General features: G+C 73.7%; 14 protein-coding genes. 12 read left to right on the top strand and 2 right to left on the bottom strand.

What is annotated here, in order from left to right:
* Window positions 1-18 precede the first annotated feature (18 nt).
* The 3 genes from DMB42_RS18450 to DMB42_RS18460 all read left to right on the top strand — a co-directional run bounded on the left by DMB42_RS18450 (window position 19) and on the right by DMB42_RS18460 (window position 4,504).
* On the top strand, window positions 19-1,770 hold the full coding sequence (locus DMB42_RS18450) for a bifunctional UDP-sugar hydrolase/5'-nucleotidase (RefSeq protein ID WP_125636146.1): 1,752 nt from the start codon (window positions 19-21) through the stop codon (window positions 1,768-1,770).
* A 134-nt stretch (window positions 1,771-1,904) separates the two neighbouring features.
* The gene (locus DMB42_RS18455; RefSeq protein ID WP_125636148.1) at window positions 1,905-3,035 is read left to right on the top strand and encodes a S9 family peptidase; all 1,131 of its coding nucleotides are present in this window, start codon (window positions 1,905-1,907) and stop codon (window positions 3,033-3,035) included.
* Between the two features lie 239 nt (window positions 3,036-3,274).
* Window positions 3,275-4,504, top strand: coding sequence for a cytochrome P450 (locus DMB42_RS18460; protein WP_185844727.1), 1,230 nt, complete (start codon window positions 3,275-3,277; stop codon window positions 4,502-4,504).
* A 14-nt stretch (window positions 4,505-4,518) separates the two neighbouring features.
* Here DMB42_RS18460 and DMB42_RS53250 read toward each other — a convergent pair whose 3' ends face one another.
* On the bottom strand, window positions 4,519-4,671 hold the full coding sequence (locus DMB42_RS53250) for a hypothetical protein (protein WP_185844728.1): 153 nt from the start codon (window positions 4,669-4,671) through the stop codon (window positions 4,519-4,521).
* A 2-nt stretch (window positions 4,672-4,673) separates the two neighbouring features.
* On the opposite strand from DMB42_RS53250, the gene DMB42_RS18465 reads away from it, so the two are divergent.
* The 9 genes from DMB42_RS18465 (at window position 4,674) to DMB42_RS18505 (ending at window position 14,693) form a co-directional block, all read left to right on the top strand.
* Window positions 4,674-5,450 (top strand): class I SAM-dependent methyltransferase, encoded by a 777-nt coding sequence (locus DMB42_RS18465; protein WP_125636151.1) that lies wholly within the window; start codon window positions 4,674-4,676, stop codon window positions 5,448-5,450.
* 505 nt (window positions 5,451-5,955) lie between these two features.
* The gene (locus DMB42_RS18470) at window positions 5,956-7,338 is read left to right on the top strand and encodes an exopolysaccharide biosynthesis polyprenyl glycosylphosphotransferase (RefSeq protein WP_185844729.1); all 1,383 of its coding nucleotides are present in this window, start codon (window positions 5,956-5,958) and stop codon (window positions 7,336-7,338) included.
* The gene (locus DMB42_RS18475; protein ID WP_125636155.1) at window positions 7,320-8,624 is read left to right on the top strand and encodes an O-antigen ligase; all 1,305 of its coding nucleotides are present in this window, start codon (window positions 7,320-7,322) and stop codon (window positions 8,622-8,624) included. Before DMB42_RS18470 ends, DMB42_RS18475 begins: the two co-directional genes overlap by 19 nt.
* The gene (locus DMB42_RS18480) at window positions 8,618-9,946 is read left to right on the top strand and encodes a lipid II flippase MurJ (protein WP_125636157.1); all 1,329 of its coding nucleotides are present in this window, start codon (window positions 8,618-8,620) and stop codon (window positions 9,944-9,946) included. Before DMB42_RS18475 ends, DMB42_RS18480 begins: the two co-directional genes overlap by 7 nt.
* Window positions 9,943-10,656: a polysaccharide deacetylase family protein gene (locus DMB42_RS18485; RefSeq protein ID WP_221762226.1), complete on the top strand. Its 714-nt coding sequence runs from the start codon at window positions 9,943-9,945 to the stop codon at window positions 10,654-10,656. Before DMB42_RS18480 ends, DMB42_RS18485 begins: the two co-directional genes overlap by 4 nt.
* Window positions 10,653-11,753 carry a glycosyltransferase gene (locus DMB42_RS18490; protein ID WP_125636159.1) on the top strand — a complete coding sequence of 367 codons (1,101 nt, stop codon included), beginning with the start codon at window positions 10,653-10,655 and terminating at the stop codon, window positions 11,751-11,753. Before DMB42_RS18485 ends, DMB42_RS18490 begins: the two co-directional genes overlap by 4 nt.
* A complete protein-coding gene (locus DMB42_RS18495) occupies window positions 11,750-12,367 on the top strand; it encodes a lipopolysaccharide biosynthesis protein (protein ID WP_125636160.1) in 618 nt (205 codons plus the stop codon). The genes DMB42_RS18490 and DMB42_RS18495 overlap by 4 nt, the downstream gene beginning before the upstream one ends.
* Window positions 12,364-13,491, top strand: coding sequence for a GNAT family N-acetyltransferase (locus DMB42_RS18500; protein WP_125636162.1), 1,128 nt, complete (start codon window positions 12,364-12,366; stop codon window positions 13,489-13,491). Before DMB42_RS18495 ends, DMB42_RS18500 begins: the two co-directional genes overlap by 4 nt.
* A gap of 65 nt (window positions 13,492-13,556) precedes the next feature.
* The gene (locus tag DMB42_RS18505) at window positions 13,557-14,693 is read left to right on the top strand and encodes a glycosyltransferase (protein WP_185844730.1); all 1,137 of its coding nucleotides are present in this window, start codon (window positions 13,557-13,559) and stop codon (window positions 14,691-14,693) included.
* Here DMB42_RS18505 and DMB42_RS55995 read toward each other — a convergent pair.
* Complete coding sequence (locus DMB42_RS55995; protein WP_125636165.1) at window positions 14,645-15,781, bottom strand: glycoside hydrolase family 26 protein; 1,137 nt, start codon at window positions 15,779-15,781, stop codon at window positions 14,645-14,647. The two genes, DMB42_RS18505 and DMB42_RS55995, sit on opposite strands and share 49 nt — an antisense overlap.
* Window positions 15,782-15,842 lie beyond the last annotated feature (61 nt).

Here is a 15,842-nt window from a genome sequence, read left to right on the forward strand (position 1 = left end):
ACCTATCGAGGAGTATGTATGTCTTCGTTCCGCAAGTGGATAGTTGTCGCCTTAGGCGTCACTCTGGCCTCAACAGCCTCACCGCCGGCACTGGCCCAGCCGAAGCCCGTGGACGTGCAACTGCTGTCCCTGACCGACTTCCACGGCTACATCACCCCGCAGAGCAACGCCACCGACGGCACCATCAAGGACCCGCAGGGCAACACCCTGGTGGTGGGCGGCGCGCCGTACGTGGCGGCACACCTGAACAGGCTCCGGCAGGGACGTGAGAACACGGTCACGTTCGCCAGTGGTGACAACTTCAGCGGCTGGCCGACCGAGGTGTCGTACCACGCCGACGAGCCCACGATCGAGTTCCTGAACAAGATCAAGGTGGAGTTCACCGCGGTCGGGAACCACGAGCTGGACCGCTCCCTGGGGTTCCTGCGCGACCACATGGGCAAGGGCGAGTGCTTCGGCGAGATCGGGCTCGACAGCTGCTTCGCCGACTCCGACGGCAAGCAGTTCGCCGGCGCCGACTTCACCATCTCCACGGCCAACATCGCCCGGAAGGGCGACACCGAACCGGTGCTCCCGCCGTACGTGATCAAGCGTTTCCAGGGCATCCCCGTCGGGTTCATCAACCTGACCACGCCCACCACGGTGGACGGCTCCACCTCCTACCAGCCGGCGCTGGACAACCTGCCGCTGGTGGAGACGGCCAACAAGTACGCCGCCATCCTCAAGAAGCGCGGCGTCAAGGCCATCGTCGCCAACGTGCACGAGGGCGGCAAGGCCGGGGAGGACTACACCGGCTGCGGTGACCAGAAGGCCGGGCCCATCTGGGACTTCGCCAAGAACGCCTCGCCCGACATCGACGCCATCGTCACGGGCCACTGGCACTGGTACTTCAACTGCTCGATCCCCGACCCGGCCGGCAACCCCCGCCCGGTCGTCGAGGCCGCCAACCACGGCCGCCTCATCAGCGAGGTCAACCTGAAGCTCGACCGGCGTACCCGTGACGTCATCAGGTCCGAGACCACCGCGGCCAACCACCCCGTGACCCGCGACATCGCCCCCGACCCCACCATGGTCAAGCTGGTCGACTACTGGAACGCCAAGCAGAAGGAGACCTACGCCAAGCCGTACGGGACCATCACCGGCGACCTCACCAGGACGCGCGACGCCACCGGGCAGAGCACGCTCGGCAACACCGTGGCCGACGTGGCGTACTTCGACTCGCAGCAGACCCCGGGCGGCAAGGCCGACCTGGCCATGGTGGCCGTGGCGCCGGCCAAGGGCTCCAACTCGCTGCGCGGCGACCTGAAGTTCGCCAAGGGCACGAACCCCGCCGACAGCGACGGCCAGGTGCTCATGGGCGAGTCGTGGGCGGCGTGGGGCTACGCCAACCCGGTGCTCACCGTCTCGGTCACGGGCGCGCAGGTGGAGCAGGCCCTTGAGCAGCAGTGGCAGACGCAGGCCGACGGCACCGTGAAGTTCGCCCCGCTGGCCGTGTCCGGGAACGTGCGCTTCTCCTACTCCGCGAACAAGCCCGTGGGGGACCGGATCAACCCCGCCGACGTGATCGTCAACGGGCAGCCGCTCGACACCGGCAGGACGTACCGGCTCGCGGCGCTGGCGTACACGCTGATCGGCGCCGACGGCTACAGCGCCTTCGCCGGGTACACCGACGCGGTGCGCGGCGAGCGCGACTACGAGGCCATGCGCGCCTACCTGCGGCAGGGGCCGGTGACCCCGCCCGCCCTGAACCGGGCGGTGCCGCTGACCTAGAACCGTCCGTGCGGGGGAGCTCGGCCCCCCTGCACGGAAATGCCCCTCTCCGGTCATCGTACGTTCTGATGTATACGCCGTAAACGTCTGTGGTTTACTGTGTATACGTCAGGACGCGACGGGGAGGGGCTTCGATGGTGTCCAGGAACGGACGACGGCGGTGGGTGTGGATCACGGGCCTGGCGGTCGTCGTGGTCCTGGTCGCGGCGACGGGGATCGGGGCCTGGTTCGGCAGCGAGCAGTCGATCGGGGTCGTCCACTACGGCACCGGCAACGCCGAGGTCCTGGCCGTACGGGGTGACCTGGTGACGCTCGCGCAGACGCCGGAGACCGGGAAGCCGGGCACGTACTGGCTGGAGTGGACCGGCTCGTACGCGATGCTCGGCGACATCGTGTCCCGCGCGCCCGGCCGGGTGACGCGCAAGGTGCTGCGCGGTTCGACGCCCTCGGTGGGCACGCCCGGCTACTTCGGCAACGTGCCCCCCGGTGATCCCCAGGTGGCCTGGGGGATCGGCTACACGGAGATCATGGTGCCCACCGAGCTGGGGCCCGCGCCGGCCTGGTACGTGCCCGGCAAGGGCGACACCTGGGTCGTCGCCGTCCACGGCCAGAACGGGCGGCGCAAGGCCGAGCTGAAGGTCCTGCCCGTCGTGCACCGGTTGGAGCTGCCGTTCCTGGACATCAGCTACCGCAACGACGAAGGCGCCCCGCCCTCGCCCGACGGGCTGCTGCACCTGGGCGACTCCGAATGGCGCGACCTGGAGGCCGCCCTGCGCCAGGCGCGGACGATGGGCGCCCGCCGGTTCGTCCTGTACGGCACCTCGATGGGCGGCCAGGTCATCGGGCAGTTCCTGGGCCGGTCACCGCTGGCGGGACTGGTCGACCGGGTCGTCATGGACGCGCCCATGATCGACCTCGGGATGACCGCCGAACAGGGCGCCAGGAACTTCCACGCGCCCGCCTTCATCGGGAGCCTTGCGAACCAGGTCGCCCGGTGGCGTACCGGCGTCGACCCGGACAGGCTCAGCCTGATCCGGCATCCGCCGCGGACCCGGCCGCCGCTCCTGCTGATCCACACCGTCCCCGACACCGAGCACCCGATCCAGGAGGCGTACGGTCTCGTGGCCGTGGGCAGGCGGCTGGGCTGGGAGATCCGGTTCGAGCCGTTCGAGCAGGGCGCGCACACGGAGGCGTGGAACGTGGACCGCGCTCGCTACGAACGCCTCGTCGGCGACTTCCTGACCCCGAGCGCCCCGCAGAGGTGAACCCGCCTGGTCCACTCACCGGTCATTAGGGCGATTATGACCATATTTGTCAATATGATCACACTTTTCCCATAGATCACTTCATAACCAGGAACGGGAGTTCTTAGCTATACACTGCGGGCTGTTCCTGGTTTTGTGTCGCCGGTCCGGTATGGGCGGGCGACGCCGTTCTCCTGGCGGGGCGCACCTGCGCCGCCTGCGTGTACACCCGATTCACGGATGGCATGGGGCAGGTGGGGATGACGACGGTTGGGGAACCGGATCGGATCGTGCCCGGCGAGGGACGGCCGTGGGCGATCGGGGCGGCCCGGGAGTACCGTCGCGACCCGCTGGGGTTCGTGGAACGGGCGGCCCGCGAGCGGGGGCCGGTGTTCCGGCTTCCTGACGACGGGGCACTGTGCGTGGCCGACCCCGCCGAGGCTCTGCGCGTCCTGCACGACGACGCGGGCGACTACGACGACGTGTCCGGCTTCTTCCACGTCGGCGGGGGAGTGCTGGGGCCGCGGGCGACCCAGGTGGCGATCGGGCGGGCGGCTCGTACGACGCTGCGCGCCCACGTGGCCGCCCACCGCGAGCGGCTGCCCGCCGTCGTCGCGGAGCTGGGGGAGGTCAGCGCGTGGCCGGACGCCGGGCGCGCCGCCGTCCACCGGTTCCTGGCCGGCGCCCTGCTGCGGCCGGACAGCTCGCCCGCGCTGCGGGAGCTGATGGCGTACGTCGTCCGGCGCGAGGTCCTGATCCGGCCCGGCGGCCGGCTCGCGCGGTTGTCGCGGCGCGCCCTGTGGGCCCGCGTGGTACGCACGATCGCCGCCGAGGCACGCCACCGCCGCGCCACCCCGCGAACCGCCGACCTGCCGGGCGATCAGCCGAGTGATCAGCAGGGCGATCCGCCGGGCGACCTGCTGGACGCGGTGCTGGGCGCCACCCCGCCCGGCACGCCCGCCGAGCACGTCGCGCAGGTGTACCTGCTGCTGTTCCGCACCTCGGTCGCGCCGGTGGGCCATGTGGTCGCCTGGGCGCTGCTGGAGGCGGCGGCCCACGACGTCGATCTGGCCCAGGTGCCCGCCGGCTCGGCCGTACGCGAGTCGCTGCGGCTCTGGCCGGTCGCGTGGCTGCTCGGCCGTCCGGTACGCCGGGCCCACCGGGTCGGCGGCGTACCGCTGGAGCCGGGCGAGAGCGTGGCCGTCTGCCCGTACCTGCTGCACCGCGACGAGCGGCACTGGCCGCAGGCCGCCAGGTTCCGGCCCGGCCGGTGGGACGGCTCCGAACCCCGCGGGCCCTACCTGCCCTTCGGCGGCGGCCCGTTCACCTGCGCCGGGGCGTCGGTCGCCCAGAGCCTGGCCGCCGACCTGCTCGCCGCCCTGACCCACGACGCGCGCCTGGAGGTTCGCCGCGGGGGGGGACGGCCCCACGTCGAGGGCATCATCACCCCGCCGCCCTTCGAGCTGCGGCGTACCGCAAGCCACACCTGACCACCAGCGGTTCGTCACGGAAGGGAGGTGATCTCCATGAGGAAGCTGCTGCGCCGCGTCACCGGCCGTCGGATCAACCGGCAGGCGTGGTTCATCTGGTAGGTCTGTTCGGCGACCGCGCCGGGCCCGTGGCCCGGCGCGGTCTCCCCGCTCTCGACCGGAGGCACGCATGTCGCACGTCGAGGAGACGCTGGCGGCCTACGACGGCATCGCCGCCCGCTACGACGAGCTGAACGCGCGGATGGACACCGCCGCGCTGGTGGGCCGCTTCGCCGAGGCCGCCGACCGGCACGGGTCCGGCGGGCGGCGGCTGCTGGACGCCGGATGCGGCACCGGCCGCAGCAGCGCGGCCTTCAAGGAGCGGGGCTTCGAGGTGACCGGCTACGACCTGTCCCCGGAGATGGTGGCGATGGCACGGCGACGGCCGGGGGCGGAAGGCATCCCGTTCCTGGTGGGATCGCTGCTGCGGCCTCCGCCGGGGCTCACCGGCTTCGACGTGGTCGCCGGCGTGGACGTGCCGCTGACGTACCTGACCGACGCCGAGCAGCTGCGGCAGGCGCTCGCGGCGGCACGCGACCAGCTCGCCGACGGCGGGGTGGTGCTCTTCGACCTGAACACCATCGGCTACTACCGGCGCACGTTCGGCGCCCCCGTCGTCGTCGACCGGGGCGACCGGTACGTGGCCTGGTTCGCCGAGTCGCCGCTGATCGAGGCCGACGGGGTCGTGGTCACGCAGTTCGACCTGTTCGAACGGGCCGGCGCCGGCTGGGACCGGCTGTCGATGCGGCACGTGCAGCGCCACCACTCCGGCCGGACCGTACGCCTGGCCGCCGAGCAGGCCGGGCTGCGCGTCGTGGCCACCCATGGGCTGGTGGGCACCGAGGTACGCGACCCGGCGGACGAGGACGCCCATGACCGCGTCCTGTACGTCGCCCGAACGGCATGACGGGGACCACTGTCTTCGCGTGGTCAAGTCGCCCGGCGGCGAAGGAATAGGCGCATCATCTCGCCTCTCATGTTTTGTACCTTTTCTGCGGTAATTTCCGCCGCCGAACGTCACGACTTGCACCACTTGCCAGGGCGAGCCCGTGCATCGGGCCTGGCCGCGTCATGTCGCACCCACAGCGCGGTAAAGATCTTCATCGCTACCTGAACGGCGAAACAGGGCAAATGGTAAAGCTCTGTGACACCTGAAGATTCGCAATCTTTATCGGACGCCATCCCGTGGGTGCGGCCTTACCTGGGAAGCCTCCAAGTAAGTTGGTCGCTGCCCGTGAATCGGGGCGATTATCGGAATGGAGTCAAAGATGAGCGAATTTTCGCGATAAGCGAGACATGTATACCCCCACGCCGTACGTGGATGCCTCACCCTGAAATGGTCGCGCAATGGAGCAGATATGGTCACACCTCTGAGGGAAGAGGAACCCTTCCCGCATTCCACGTCAACGGGCATGCTCCTTGCGCAGCGGCTCGGCCTCCGCTCCGGCCGCGGCCGGCGACGGCCGGTGACGTCCTGGACCTTCTGCTCCCTGGCCGACGCGAGCGTCGACGCCGTCGCGCTGGCCGCGCCCGTCCTCGACGCGGGGTACGGCGCGCTGCTCGCCGTGATGGCTGTGGGGCTGCTCCTCCTGCTGAACCTGGCGGGCGGCACGTACCGGTTCCGGTTGTCGCCGTCCCTGACGGACGGATGGTCGTGGCGGGGCGGCTGCGTCACCGCGATCGCCTGCATGCTGACCGTCGCGGCACTTGAGCACGAGGCCGCGCTGGTCGTGTGGGCGGGCGAGGTGGCGCTGGTCGTCGTCCCGTACCTCGGGCTGACGCTCACCGGGCGGGGGCTGGTCTACACGGTGTTGCGGCAGGCCCGCCGCCGCGGTGTACGGGTGCCCACGCTGGTGGCCGGGTCCGGCGCGCACGCCCGCGCCCTCGCGCTGACCCTGCTGCGGCACAGCGAGTACGGCCTGGCGCCCGTCGGCGGGGCCTGCGACGTGCTGGGCCAGGCGTCGCACACGCCGCTCGCGGACGATCCGGAGAAGCTGCTCGCCATGGCCCGCCGGCACCGGGCCCGCGTGGTGCTCCTGGCGCCGCCTCCGGGCGGCGAGGAGCACTCCCACCGGCTGGCGCAACAGGCCCGGCAGGCGGGATATCCGGTGTACCTGGCGCCGCAGCCTGGCGGGGTGCTGGTCGACTTCGTCTCCGGCGCCGAGCACATCCGGGGCTTCCCGGTGCTGCGCATGCGCCCACTGCCGCAGCAACGCCTGTCCTGGCCGCTCAAGCGCGCGCTGGACGTCGTGCTGGCGGCGGCCGGGCTGGTGGTCAGCGCTCCGGTGCTGGCCGTCTGCATGCTCCTGCTGCGCCGGCAGGGTGGTCCGGGGGTGCTGTTCCGCCAGGTCCGGGTGGGTCTCGCCGGGACCCCCATCGAGATCGTCAAGCTCCGTACGTTCGCCCCGCTGCGCGCGGGCGAGTCCGACACCCGCTGGAGCATCGACGACGACCCCCGCCTGACCCGGACGGCCCGGCTGATGCGCTTCTGCTCGCTGGACGAGCTGCCCCAGCTCTGGAACGTGCTGCGCGGCGACATGAGCCTGGTCGGCCCGCGCCCCGAACGCCCGCACTTCGTGGAGCTGTTCTCGCGCGCCGACCACCACTACGGACGCCGCCACCGGCTGCCCGTCGGCCTCACCGGTTGGGCGCAGACCCACGGCCTGCGCGGCGACACCTCGATCGAGGACCGGGCGCGGCTGGACAACCACTACATCGACACCTGGTCCCTGCGCCGGGACATCAAGATCATGATCCGTACGGTCGGGTGCCTGCTGTGGCCGGGGCGATCGTGATCAGGGCAACCCCGGCGTCCCTGGGCCGCCTGGCCGCGCGGCCGGCGCTGTGGGCCGCGCTGACGGTGATCGCGGTGTGCGTGCCCGCCGAACCGCACGCCGCCGACGTCCTCCGGGTGCACGTCGCCGACCTGATGTCGCTGGCGCTCGTGGCCACCGCCGCGGCGAGCCTGGTGCGCGGCGGCGCGCGTCCGGGACGGTGGGTCCTGCTCGCCGCGCCCGCGGCGGTCGCCGTGACGGTGGCCGCCGTCACGGCCTCCGACCTTCTGCTCGCCCTGCCGGGGCTGGCCCGGTTCCTCCAGGTGTTCGTCCTGGTCCCGGTCGCCGTGGCGGTCGCGGTACGGCAGCGTTCGGACGTCCTGCTGGTGGGCGGCGCCGTCGCCGCCGTGGCGCTCGTCCAGGCCGCGATCGGCTGCTGGCAGACGCTCACGGGCAGCGGCGCCTCGTACGGAGGGCAGATGATCCGCGCGGTCGGCACGTTCGGCGCGAGCGAGGTCATGGCACTGGCGAGCGTGGTCAGCTTCGGGCTGATCATCGCCCTGGCGGTCGCGCTCGCCGGGCGGCCGTCCTGGCGCGCCGCCGCCCTGATCGCGGCGGCGGCGCTCTGCCCGCCGCTCGTCATGTCGCTCAGCCGCGGCACCTGGCTCGCCGCGGGCTGCGCCGTGGTGGTGATGCTCGTGCTGCGCGACGCGCGCCTGGCCGCGCGGGCCGCCATGGCCGCGACGGCCTCGGCCGTGCTCCTGGCGCTGGTGGGCGGGCCCGCGAGCGGGGTGATCACCGAACGCGTCGCGTCCATCTCCTCCTCACTGACCCAGCCCGACAAATCGGTGACCGACCGCTTCCAGTTGTGGCAGGCGGCGGCCGGCATGTGGCGGGACCACCCGGTGACCGGGGTCGGCCCCAGGGGGTTCGCCGCCTGGCGCGACACCTACGCGCCGCTGGCCCTGTCCTCGGGCAGCGACATCGAGGACGAGGCGAGCGGCTACCGCCGCCAGCAGCTGCTGTCGCCGCACAACATGTACCTGCTGGTGCTCAGCGAGCAGGGGCTGGCCGGTCTGGCGGCGTTCGCGCTGCTCGTGGGGGGCATCCTCGTACGGGCGCTCACCGGGCCCGGACGGACCCGCCCGGCGGGCCTGGCCGCGGCCGGCTTCATGACGTGGCTCGTGGTGGACTTCGCCTACGCCGACGTCGGCGGCGCGACCAGCCTGGTCATGTCGGTCATGCTGGGCCTGGCACTGGGACGGACCGGTACGACCGCGCTCCCGGCGCGGCGACCGGCGTGCTGAGCCGGGGAGCGGCCGACCTGCGCGCGGCCGTCCTCACCGCGGTGCTCGTCGGCGCGGGATCGGCCCTCGGGTACGTCCGCGACCTGCTGATGGCCGCGCTGTTCGGCGCCAACGCCGACACCGACGCCTTCCTGGTCGCCTGGACCGTGCCGGAGACGGCGGCGCCGCTGCTCATCGAGGGGGCGATGGCCCTGTGGCTGATCCCGCTGTTCAGCGTGGCGGCCGGTCGCGCGCAGGTGGCGGCACTGGTGGAGCGGACGCTGCCCGCCCTCGTCGCCGTGCTCGCCGCGGTCGGCGTCTGCGCCGCGGCGTGCGCGCCCTGGCTGGTGGCGATGCTGGCCCCCGGCCTGCCCAGGACCGGGCTGGCCGTGGAGTGCTGGCGGATCTGCTGTGCCTGCGTCCTGCCGTTCGCGCTGGCCGGATACGCCAGCGCCGCCCTGCGGGCCAACAACGTCTTCGGCCCGCCCGCGGCCACCGGCCTGGCCTACAACGTGGCCCTCGTCGCCTGCGTGGCCCTCTGGCACGACGCGCTCGGCGTACGGGCCGCCGCGTGGGGCGTCGCCGCGGGGGCCGTCCTCATGGTCGTCGCGCAGGCGCCGTCGTACCTGCGGCGGGTCGGGCTGCCCCGGCGGCTGCCCCGGCGCCTGGTGCTGCCGGTCGCCGCGCTGCTGCCCATCATCGTCTTCACGCTCCTGCGGCAGGGACAGGTGCTCGTCGAGCGCGTGCTGGCCGCCGACCTGCCCGCCGGGGCCATCTCCCACCTCAACTACGCGCAGAAGATCGCCCAGGTGCCGATGGTCGTCGCGCTGATGCTGGCCACCGTCACCTATCCGCGCCTGGCCCGCAGCCTCGCCGCCGGTGACACGCGCCGGGCCTGGCAGCTGCTGGCCCTCGACCTGCTGGCGGCGGGGGCCATCACGGTCAGCGCCGCCGCGCTGCTGGTCGCCTTCGCCCCGGCGATCGTGGCCGTACTGCTGCGCCGGGGCGCCTTCGACGGCGCCGCCGCCACCGCCACCGAGCACGTCCTGCGGCTCTACACGATCGGGTTGCCGGGCCACACCGTCGTGGGCGTGTTGTGCCGCGCCTACTTCTGCGCCGGGCGCGGGCTGTGGTACCCGGCCCTGGCGATGGCCGCCGGGCTCACCCTGACCGCGGCGCTCGCCGCCGCGCTCGTCCCGGACCTGGCGCAGGGCGGCATCGCCGTGGCCAACGCCGCCGGGATCACCGTGACCGCCGTCCTCATGCTGGCCGGTCTCCACCGTCTCGGCCTGTCCCCGATCCGGGCGGCCGTCCCGACAGCCAGGGAAGGGGAACGCGTATGAGCATGCGCACCGGCGCGCTGCCGCTCATCTGGATGTACCACTCTGTCGACGAACGCGGAGAGGACCCCTTCGACATCGTCGTCTCACCCGGGCGCTTCGCCGCGCAGATGCGCTGGCTCGCCCGGCGCGGTCTGCGCGGCGTGTCGGTACGCGACCTGCTGGACCACCCGGGCAGCCGGCGCGGCCTGGTGGGGCTCACCTTCGACGACGGCTACGCCGACTTCGACACCGACGTCGTACCGGTGCTGGCCGGTCACGGCTTCACCGCCACCGTGTACGTGGTCGCCGGCCGGATCGGCGGGCACAACGCCTGGGACGCCGACGTCGCCCCCCGCGCCCTGATGGACGCCGCCGCGCTGCGCCGGGTGGCCGCCGCCGGCATGGAGGTCGCCTCCCACACCCACAGCCATCCCCACCTGCCGGCCGCCGGGCTCGGCGAGCTCGATGACGAGCTGACCACCAGCAGGAACATCCTTCAGGACGTGCTCGGCGCCCCGGTCACCGGTTTCGCCTACCCCTACGGCGAGCTGACCGCCCGCGAGATCGCCGCCGTACGCCGGGCGGGCTACGAGCACGCCTGCGCCGTCCGGCCCGGCAGGCTCGCCGGCCGCCACGCCCTGCCCCGCCGCTACGTCGGCGACCGCGACACCGCCGCCCGCCTGCTGGCCAAGGCCGCCTGCCACCGGCTGCGCTGGGAGCTGCGCCGATGAAGGTCCTGCACGTCATCACCGGGCTGGCCGCCGGCGGGGCCGAACAGCAACTGCGTACGCTGCTGCCCCACATGGACTGCGCCAGCGAGGTCGCCGTCCTGACCGCGCCCGGCGTCCTGGCCGACGCCATCCGGGCCGGCGGATCACCCGTACGGGTCGTCGGCATGGACGGCAACCGGGACCTGCGGGCGCTGCCCCGGCTCACCGCCCTCATGCGCGCCGGCCGCTACCAGGTCGTGCACGCGCACCTGTTCCGCGCCTGCGTCTACGCGCCGCTCGCCGCCCGGCTGGCCGCGGTGCCGGCCGTCGTCGCCACCGAGCACTCGGCCGGCGCCCGGCACATCGAGGGACGGGCCGTCACGGCGCCGATCCGCTCGCTGTACCGGACCGCCACCCAGCTGACGCACGCCGTCGTCGCGGTCTCGCCGACCGTGGCCGACCGGCTGCACGCCTGGGGCCTGCCGCGCTCGCGGGTCGTCACCATCCCCAACGGCGTGGACCTGTCCGCCTTCCGCCACGACCCGCGGGCCGCCGGCCTGGCGCGGGCGCGTCTGGGCATCCCGACGGAGGCGTTCGTCGTCGGCGGGGTGGGCCGCCTGGTGGCGGGCAAGAACTTCCACCTGCTCGTCGAGGCGCTGCCGCACCTGGACGGCGCGGTGCTCCTCCTCGTCGGCGACGGCCCGGAACTGCCGCGGCTGCGCCTGCTGGCGGCGCGGCTCGGCGTCGGGCGCCGCGTCGTCCTGGCCGGGGAGTCGGCGCACGTGCCGGAGCTGCTGTCGGCCATGGACGTGCTGGCCGCGCCGTCGCAGGAGGAGACGTTCGGGCTGGCCGTCGTCGAGGCGCTCGCCGCCGGCCTGCCCGTGTTGTACGGCTCCTGCCCGGCGATCGACGACCTGCCCCCGGGGACGGCGCCCGGCGCCCGCAGGGTGCCGCCCCACCGGCTGACCGCCGAGCTGGCGGCGCTGCTCGCCGGACCCCGTACGCGGCTGCCCCCGCCGCCCGCTCTTGACCGCTACGACGTGCGCCGCCAAGCCAGGCGGCTGCACGACCTCTACGACCGCCTGCTCACCAGGCACCACCAGGAAAGGCTGCCATGACTCACCCGGTCCAGCGCGTCGCCGGCGCGCTCCGTACCTGGTCACTGCTCGCGCTCCCGCTGATCGGCATGGGGGCCGGGCTGACGTACTCGCTGGTCCAGCGCCCTGTCTACACGGCCGACGCCTACACGGTGGTCAGCGGCGTACGGCAGGGCGCTCCGACCCAGGAGGCCGACTTCGCGCAGGCGTTCGCGCGGGTGACCGTACATCCCGGTCTGCTCGCGGGAGCGGGCGGCGACGCCTACCTGTCCAACGGCGAGTTGCTGCGGACCACGTTGCAGGCGTCGGCGTCGCCCGACGCGCCGCTGATCCGGCTGGCGGCCGTCGCCGACACGCCGGACGAGGCCGCCAGGCGGGCCAACAGCGTGGCCGGCGCGCTCACCGCGTACGCCAACCGGCACAGCGCCGACACCGGGGTCCGCCTGGCCGGGTTCGCCCCGGCCGTGCCGCCCGCCGTGTCCAGTTCGCCGCGCCCGCTGGTGGCCGCCGCCGTCAGCACGGCAGGGGGCCTGCTCCTCGCCGCCCTGATCTGGATGGCGCTCCCCGCCGGGCCGCGGCGCGACGACCGGGAGACGGCGTCTCCTCACCGGCCGGTCGAGACGACGTCGGCATGACCGTCGCGACCAGCCGGGAGCGGGACCTGGCCATCGAGACCGTGACCGGCTCCGACCGCCTGCGCGACCTGGCGGAGGAGTGGGCCGGGCTGCACGACCGCTCCCGGGCGGCGACGCCGTTCCAGTCGCACGCCTGGGTGTCGTCGTGGTGGGAGGCGTACGGCCACGGCGCGCGGCTGAGCGTGCTCCTGCTGCGCCGCGGCGCACGGCTGGTGGCCGCCGCGCCTCTGATGATCGTGCGGCGGGCGGGCCTGCGGGTCCTGCGGCCGCTCGGCGGCGACCAGTCCGACTACACCGACGTCCTGATGGAGGACGGCGACGAGGACCTGCCCGCCGCACTCGGCCGGGCCCTCGCCGACCTGCCCGGCTGGGACGTGCTCGACCTGCCGGAGGTACGGCCGGGGGCCGACGCCGAGCGGCTCATGGCCGCCTGGCCCGGCCGCTCCTGGCGGCTGCCCGCCTCCACCTGCGTCGAGCTGCCCGGCGTGCCGCTCCGGCAGGTGCTCGCCGGCCTGTCCGGCAGCCGCGGCAACAAGCTGCGCCGCGAGCTCAAACGGGTGGACGACGCGCCGATCCAGGTCCGGGACGTACCCGCCGCCGAGGTCGAGCCCGCCGTCGCCCGTCTGCTCGACCTGCACGCCCTGCAATGGCAGGGCCGCGGCATCAACGTCGAGCACACCAGGCCGCGTTTCCACGCCCACCTGTCCAGGGCCGCGCGGCGGCTGGTGGCCGCGCAGCAGGCACGGCTGACCGAGTACCGGCTGGACGGGCAGGTCGTCGCGGTGGACCTGGCGATCGTGGGCAAGGACTTCGTCGGCGGTTACCTCTACGGCACGCATCCCGGCCTGCGCACCCGGTTCGACGTCGTGACGCTGCTGCTGCGCACCGACCTCGACATCGCGTACCGGCTGGGCCGGCCGACGATGTCGTTGCTGCGCGGCTCGGAGTCCCACAAGACCAAGTGGGGTGGCCGGCTCACCGTTGCCCACCGGCTCCTGCTGGCCAGGACTCCGGTGGCGACGGTCTACGCCTTCGCGGCGCGGTCCCGTCCGGCGGCGCGGGCGCTGTGCGGGCGGGTGGGCGCGCTCGACCGGATCGTCCGCGTGCTGCGCAGGTCACGGTGACCGCCTCCGTCCCACCCCGCGTGCCGCATGTCACGCAGCCCACTGACGGCGGTGTCGCGCCCCGCGTGCTCCACGTCACGCAGCCCACCGACGGTGGTGTCGCGGTCTGCGTGGAGAGTGTCTGCGCCGACCAGAGCCGGCGCGGGTGGGCGGTCGCCGTCGCCGCGCCGCCCGGGGGACGGCTCGGCGAGCGGCTGGCCGCACTCGGGTTGCCGCATCTGCCCTGGCCCGCCGTACGGGCGCCGCGTCCGGCCGACCTGGCGGCCGTCGTCGCGCTGAGCCGGATCGTCCGCCGGTTCCGTCCTGACGTGGTGCATCTGCACTCCTCCAAGGCCGGGCTGGCCGGCCGGGTGGCGCTGCGCGGCCGTGTGCCGACGGTGTTCCAGCCGCACGGCTGGTCCTGGCTGGCCTGCCGCGGCCCGCTCGCCGCCGCGACGGCGGCATGGGAACGCGCCGCCGCCCGATGGGCCCACCTGGTGGTCTGCGTCGGCACCGGAGAGGCCCGGCAGGCCGAGGACGCCGGTCTGCGCGGCCCGCTGACCGTCGTACGCAACGGCGTCGACCTGACCCGCTTCCCGCCCGCCGGCCAGGACCGGCGCGAGGCCGCCCGCCGCGCCCTGGGCCTGGACACCGGGGGGCCGCTGGTGGTCTGCGTCGGCCGGATCACCCGGCAGAAGGGCCAGGACCTGCTGGTGGACAGCTGGCGGCAGGTCGCCGCGCGGCTTCCGGACGCCCGGCTCGCGCTCGTCGGCGACGGGGACGACTTCGACCACGTACGCTCCGCCGCGCCGCCCGATGTCCTCATGCCCGGGGCGAGCGCCGATCCCCGGCCCTGGTACGCCGCCGCCGACCTGGTCGCGCTGCCCTCCCGCTGGGAGGGGTTGCCGCTGACCGCGCTGGAGGCCATGGCCACCGGCCGGTCCGTGGTGGCCGCGGCCGTGCCGGGGCTCGTGGAGGTGGTCACCCCGGACACCGGGGCGCTCGTCGGGCCGGAGGATCCGGCGGCGCTGGCCGCGGCCGTCCTGGACCGGCTGACCGTCCCGTCCCTGCGGCACGCGGAGGAGCGGGCGGCCCGGTCGCGCGCGGCCGAGTTCGACCTGGCGAGCACTCTCGACCGGCTGGCCGCGCACACGCTCCGCCTGGCCCGCCCGCCTCACCCCGCGGACGCCACCGCCACGGAGGTGACGGCCGGGCCGGGCTGAGGGCTCGTGGGCAGGGACACGGGCGGCGGCGCGGGCGGCGCAGGGGCCGGTGGGGCGCTCGGCGGGGCGATGGGCGGGGTCGTCGGCGGGGGTGTCGCGCCGGGCTGGAAGCCCGGGTCGCGCATGAGCTCCTTGAAGACCTGCGACGACTTAGGGTTGGCCGGGCACTGCCAGACGCCGTGCGGGCAGTAGTCCACGATCGAGTGATAGGCCACGTCGTGCTGCGCTATCCAGCCGATCATGTCGCGGACGAACTCCGGCCGGTCCCCGTACCGGAACAGACCCCATTCGGGGAAGGAGATCTGCTTGTGGTGCTCGGTCGCGAAGTCGGCCTGCGCCCCCAGGCCGAACGGCTGGGCGACGTAGTCGGCGAACTCGTGGCCGGGGCTCTGGTCGTAGCTGTCCATGCCGATGATGTCGACCACGTCGTCGCCCGGGTAGCAGTCGGTCCAGCCGATGGCGTCCGGCCCCCGGCTGGGGGTGAAGTCGAAGCGGAAGCGCTGTCCCGGCACCGCCCGCATCACGGTGACGATCCGCCTCCAGTACGCCTTCCACGCCTCCGGATCGGCCGAGCAGCGGCTGGAGTAGACGATGCCGTTCATCTCCCAGCCGGGGACGATCACCGTGTCCGGCGCGCGCCCGGACACCAGCACCCTCGCCAGCCTGTCGAAATACGGATCGAACGCGCCGTCCGCGCCCGCCCTCAGCAGCGCCGACACGGCCTCGTCCGGGAGGCCGCCCTCGTTCGGCACGATCATCGGCACGTTGACCACGAGCATGCGCGACGGCTTGGCCGCCCGCCAGCGCAACCAGGGTTGCAGGATGAAGTCGGGCCCGCCCAGGGCCTGCCACGCCTCGCCGGGCACGTACGTCCGCCCCACCCGGACCTCCGCCCCCAGCCACGACTCGAACGCGGGCAACAGGGACGGGCCGCGCCCGTCGGAGGCGAGGAACACCCCGAACGGGGCAGCCGGCCGCGTGACGGGGTCCGCGGACGGCTCAGGGGGCGGCTCGGTGCCGCCCGCCGGCGGGCCCACCGCGATGAACGTCGCCAGCAGTGCGCAGACCCACGCCGTTCTCGCGCCCATCGCTCGCTCCTTCGGTCACCCTCTGTATCAGATCACGTACCCGGCGGAAGAATGTCCCGCC

Source organism: Nonomuraea sp. WAC 01424 (assembly GCF_003947315.1).
Classification (GTDB): Bacteria; Actinomycetota; Actinomycetes; order Streptosporangiales; family Streptosporangiaceae; genus Nonomuraea; species Nonomuraea spiralis.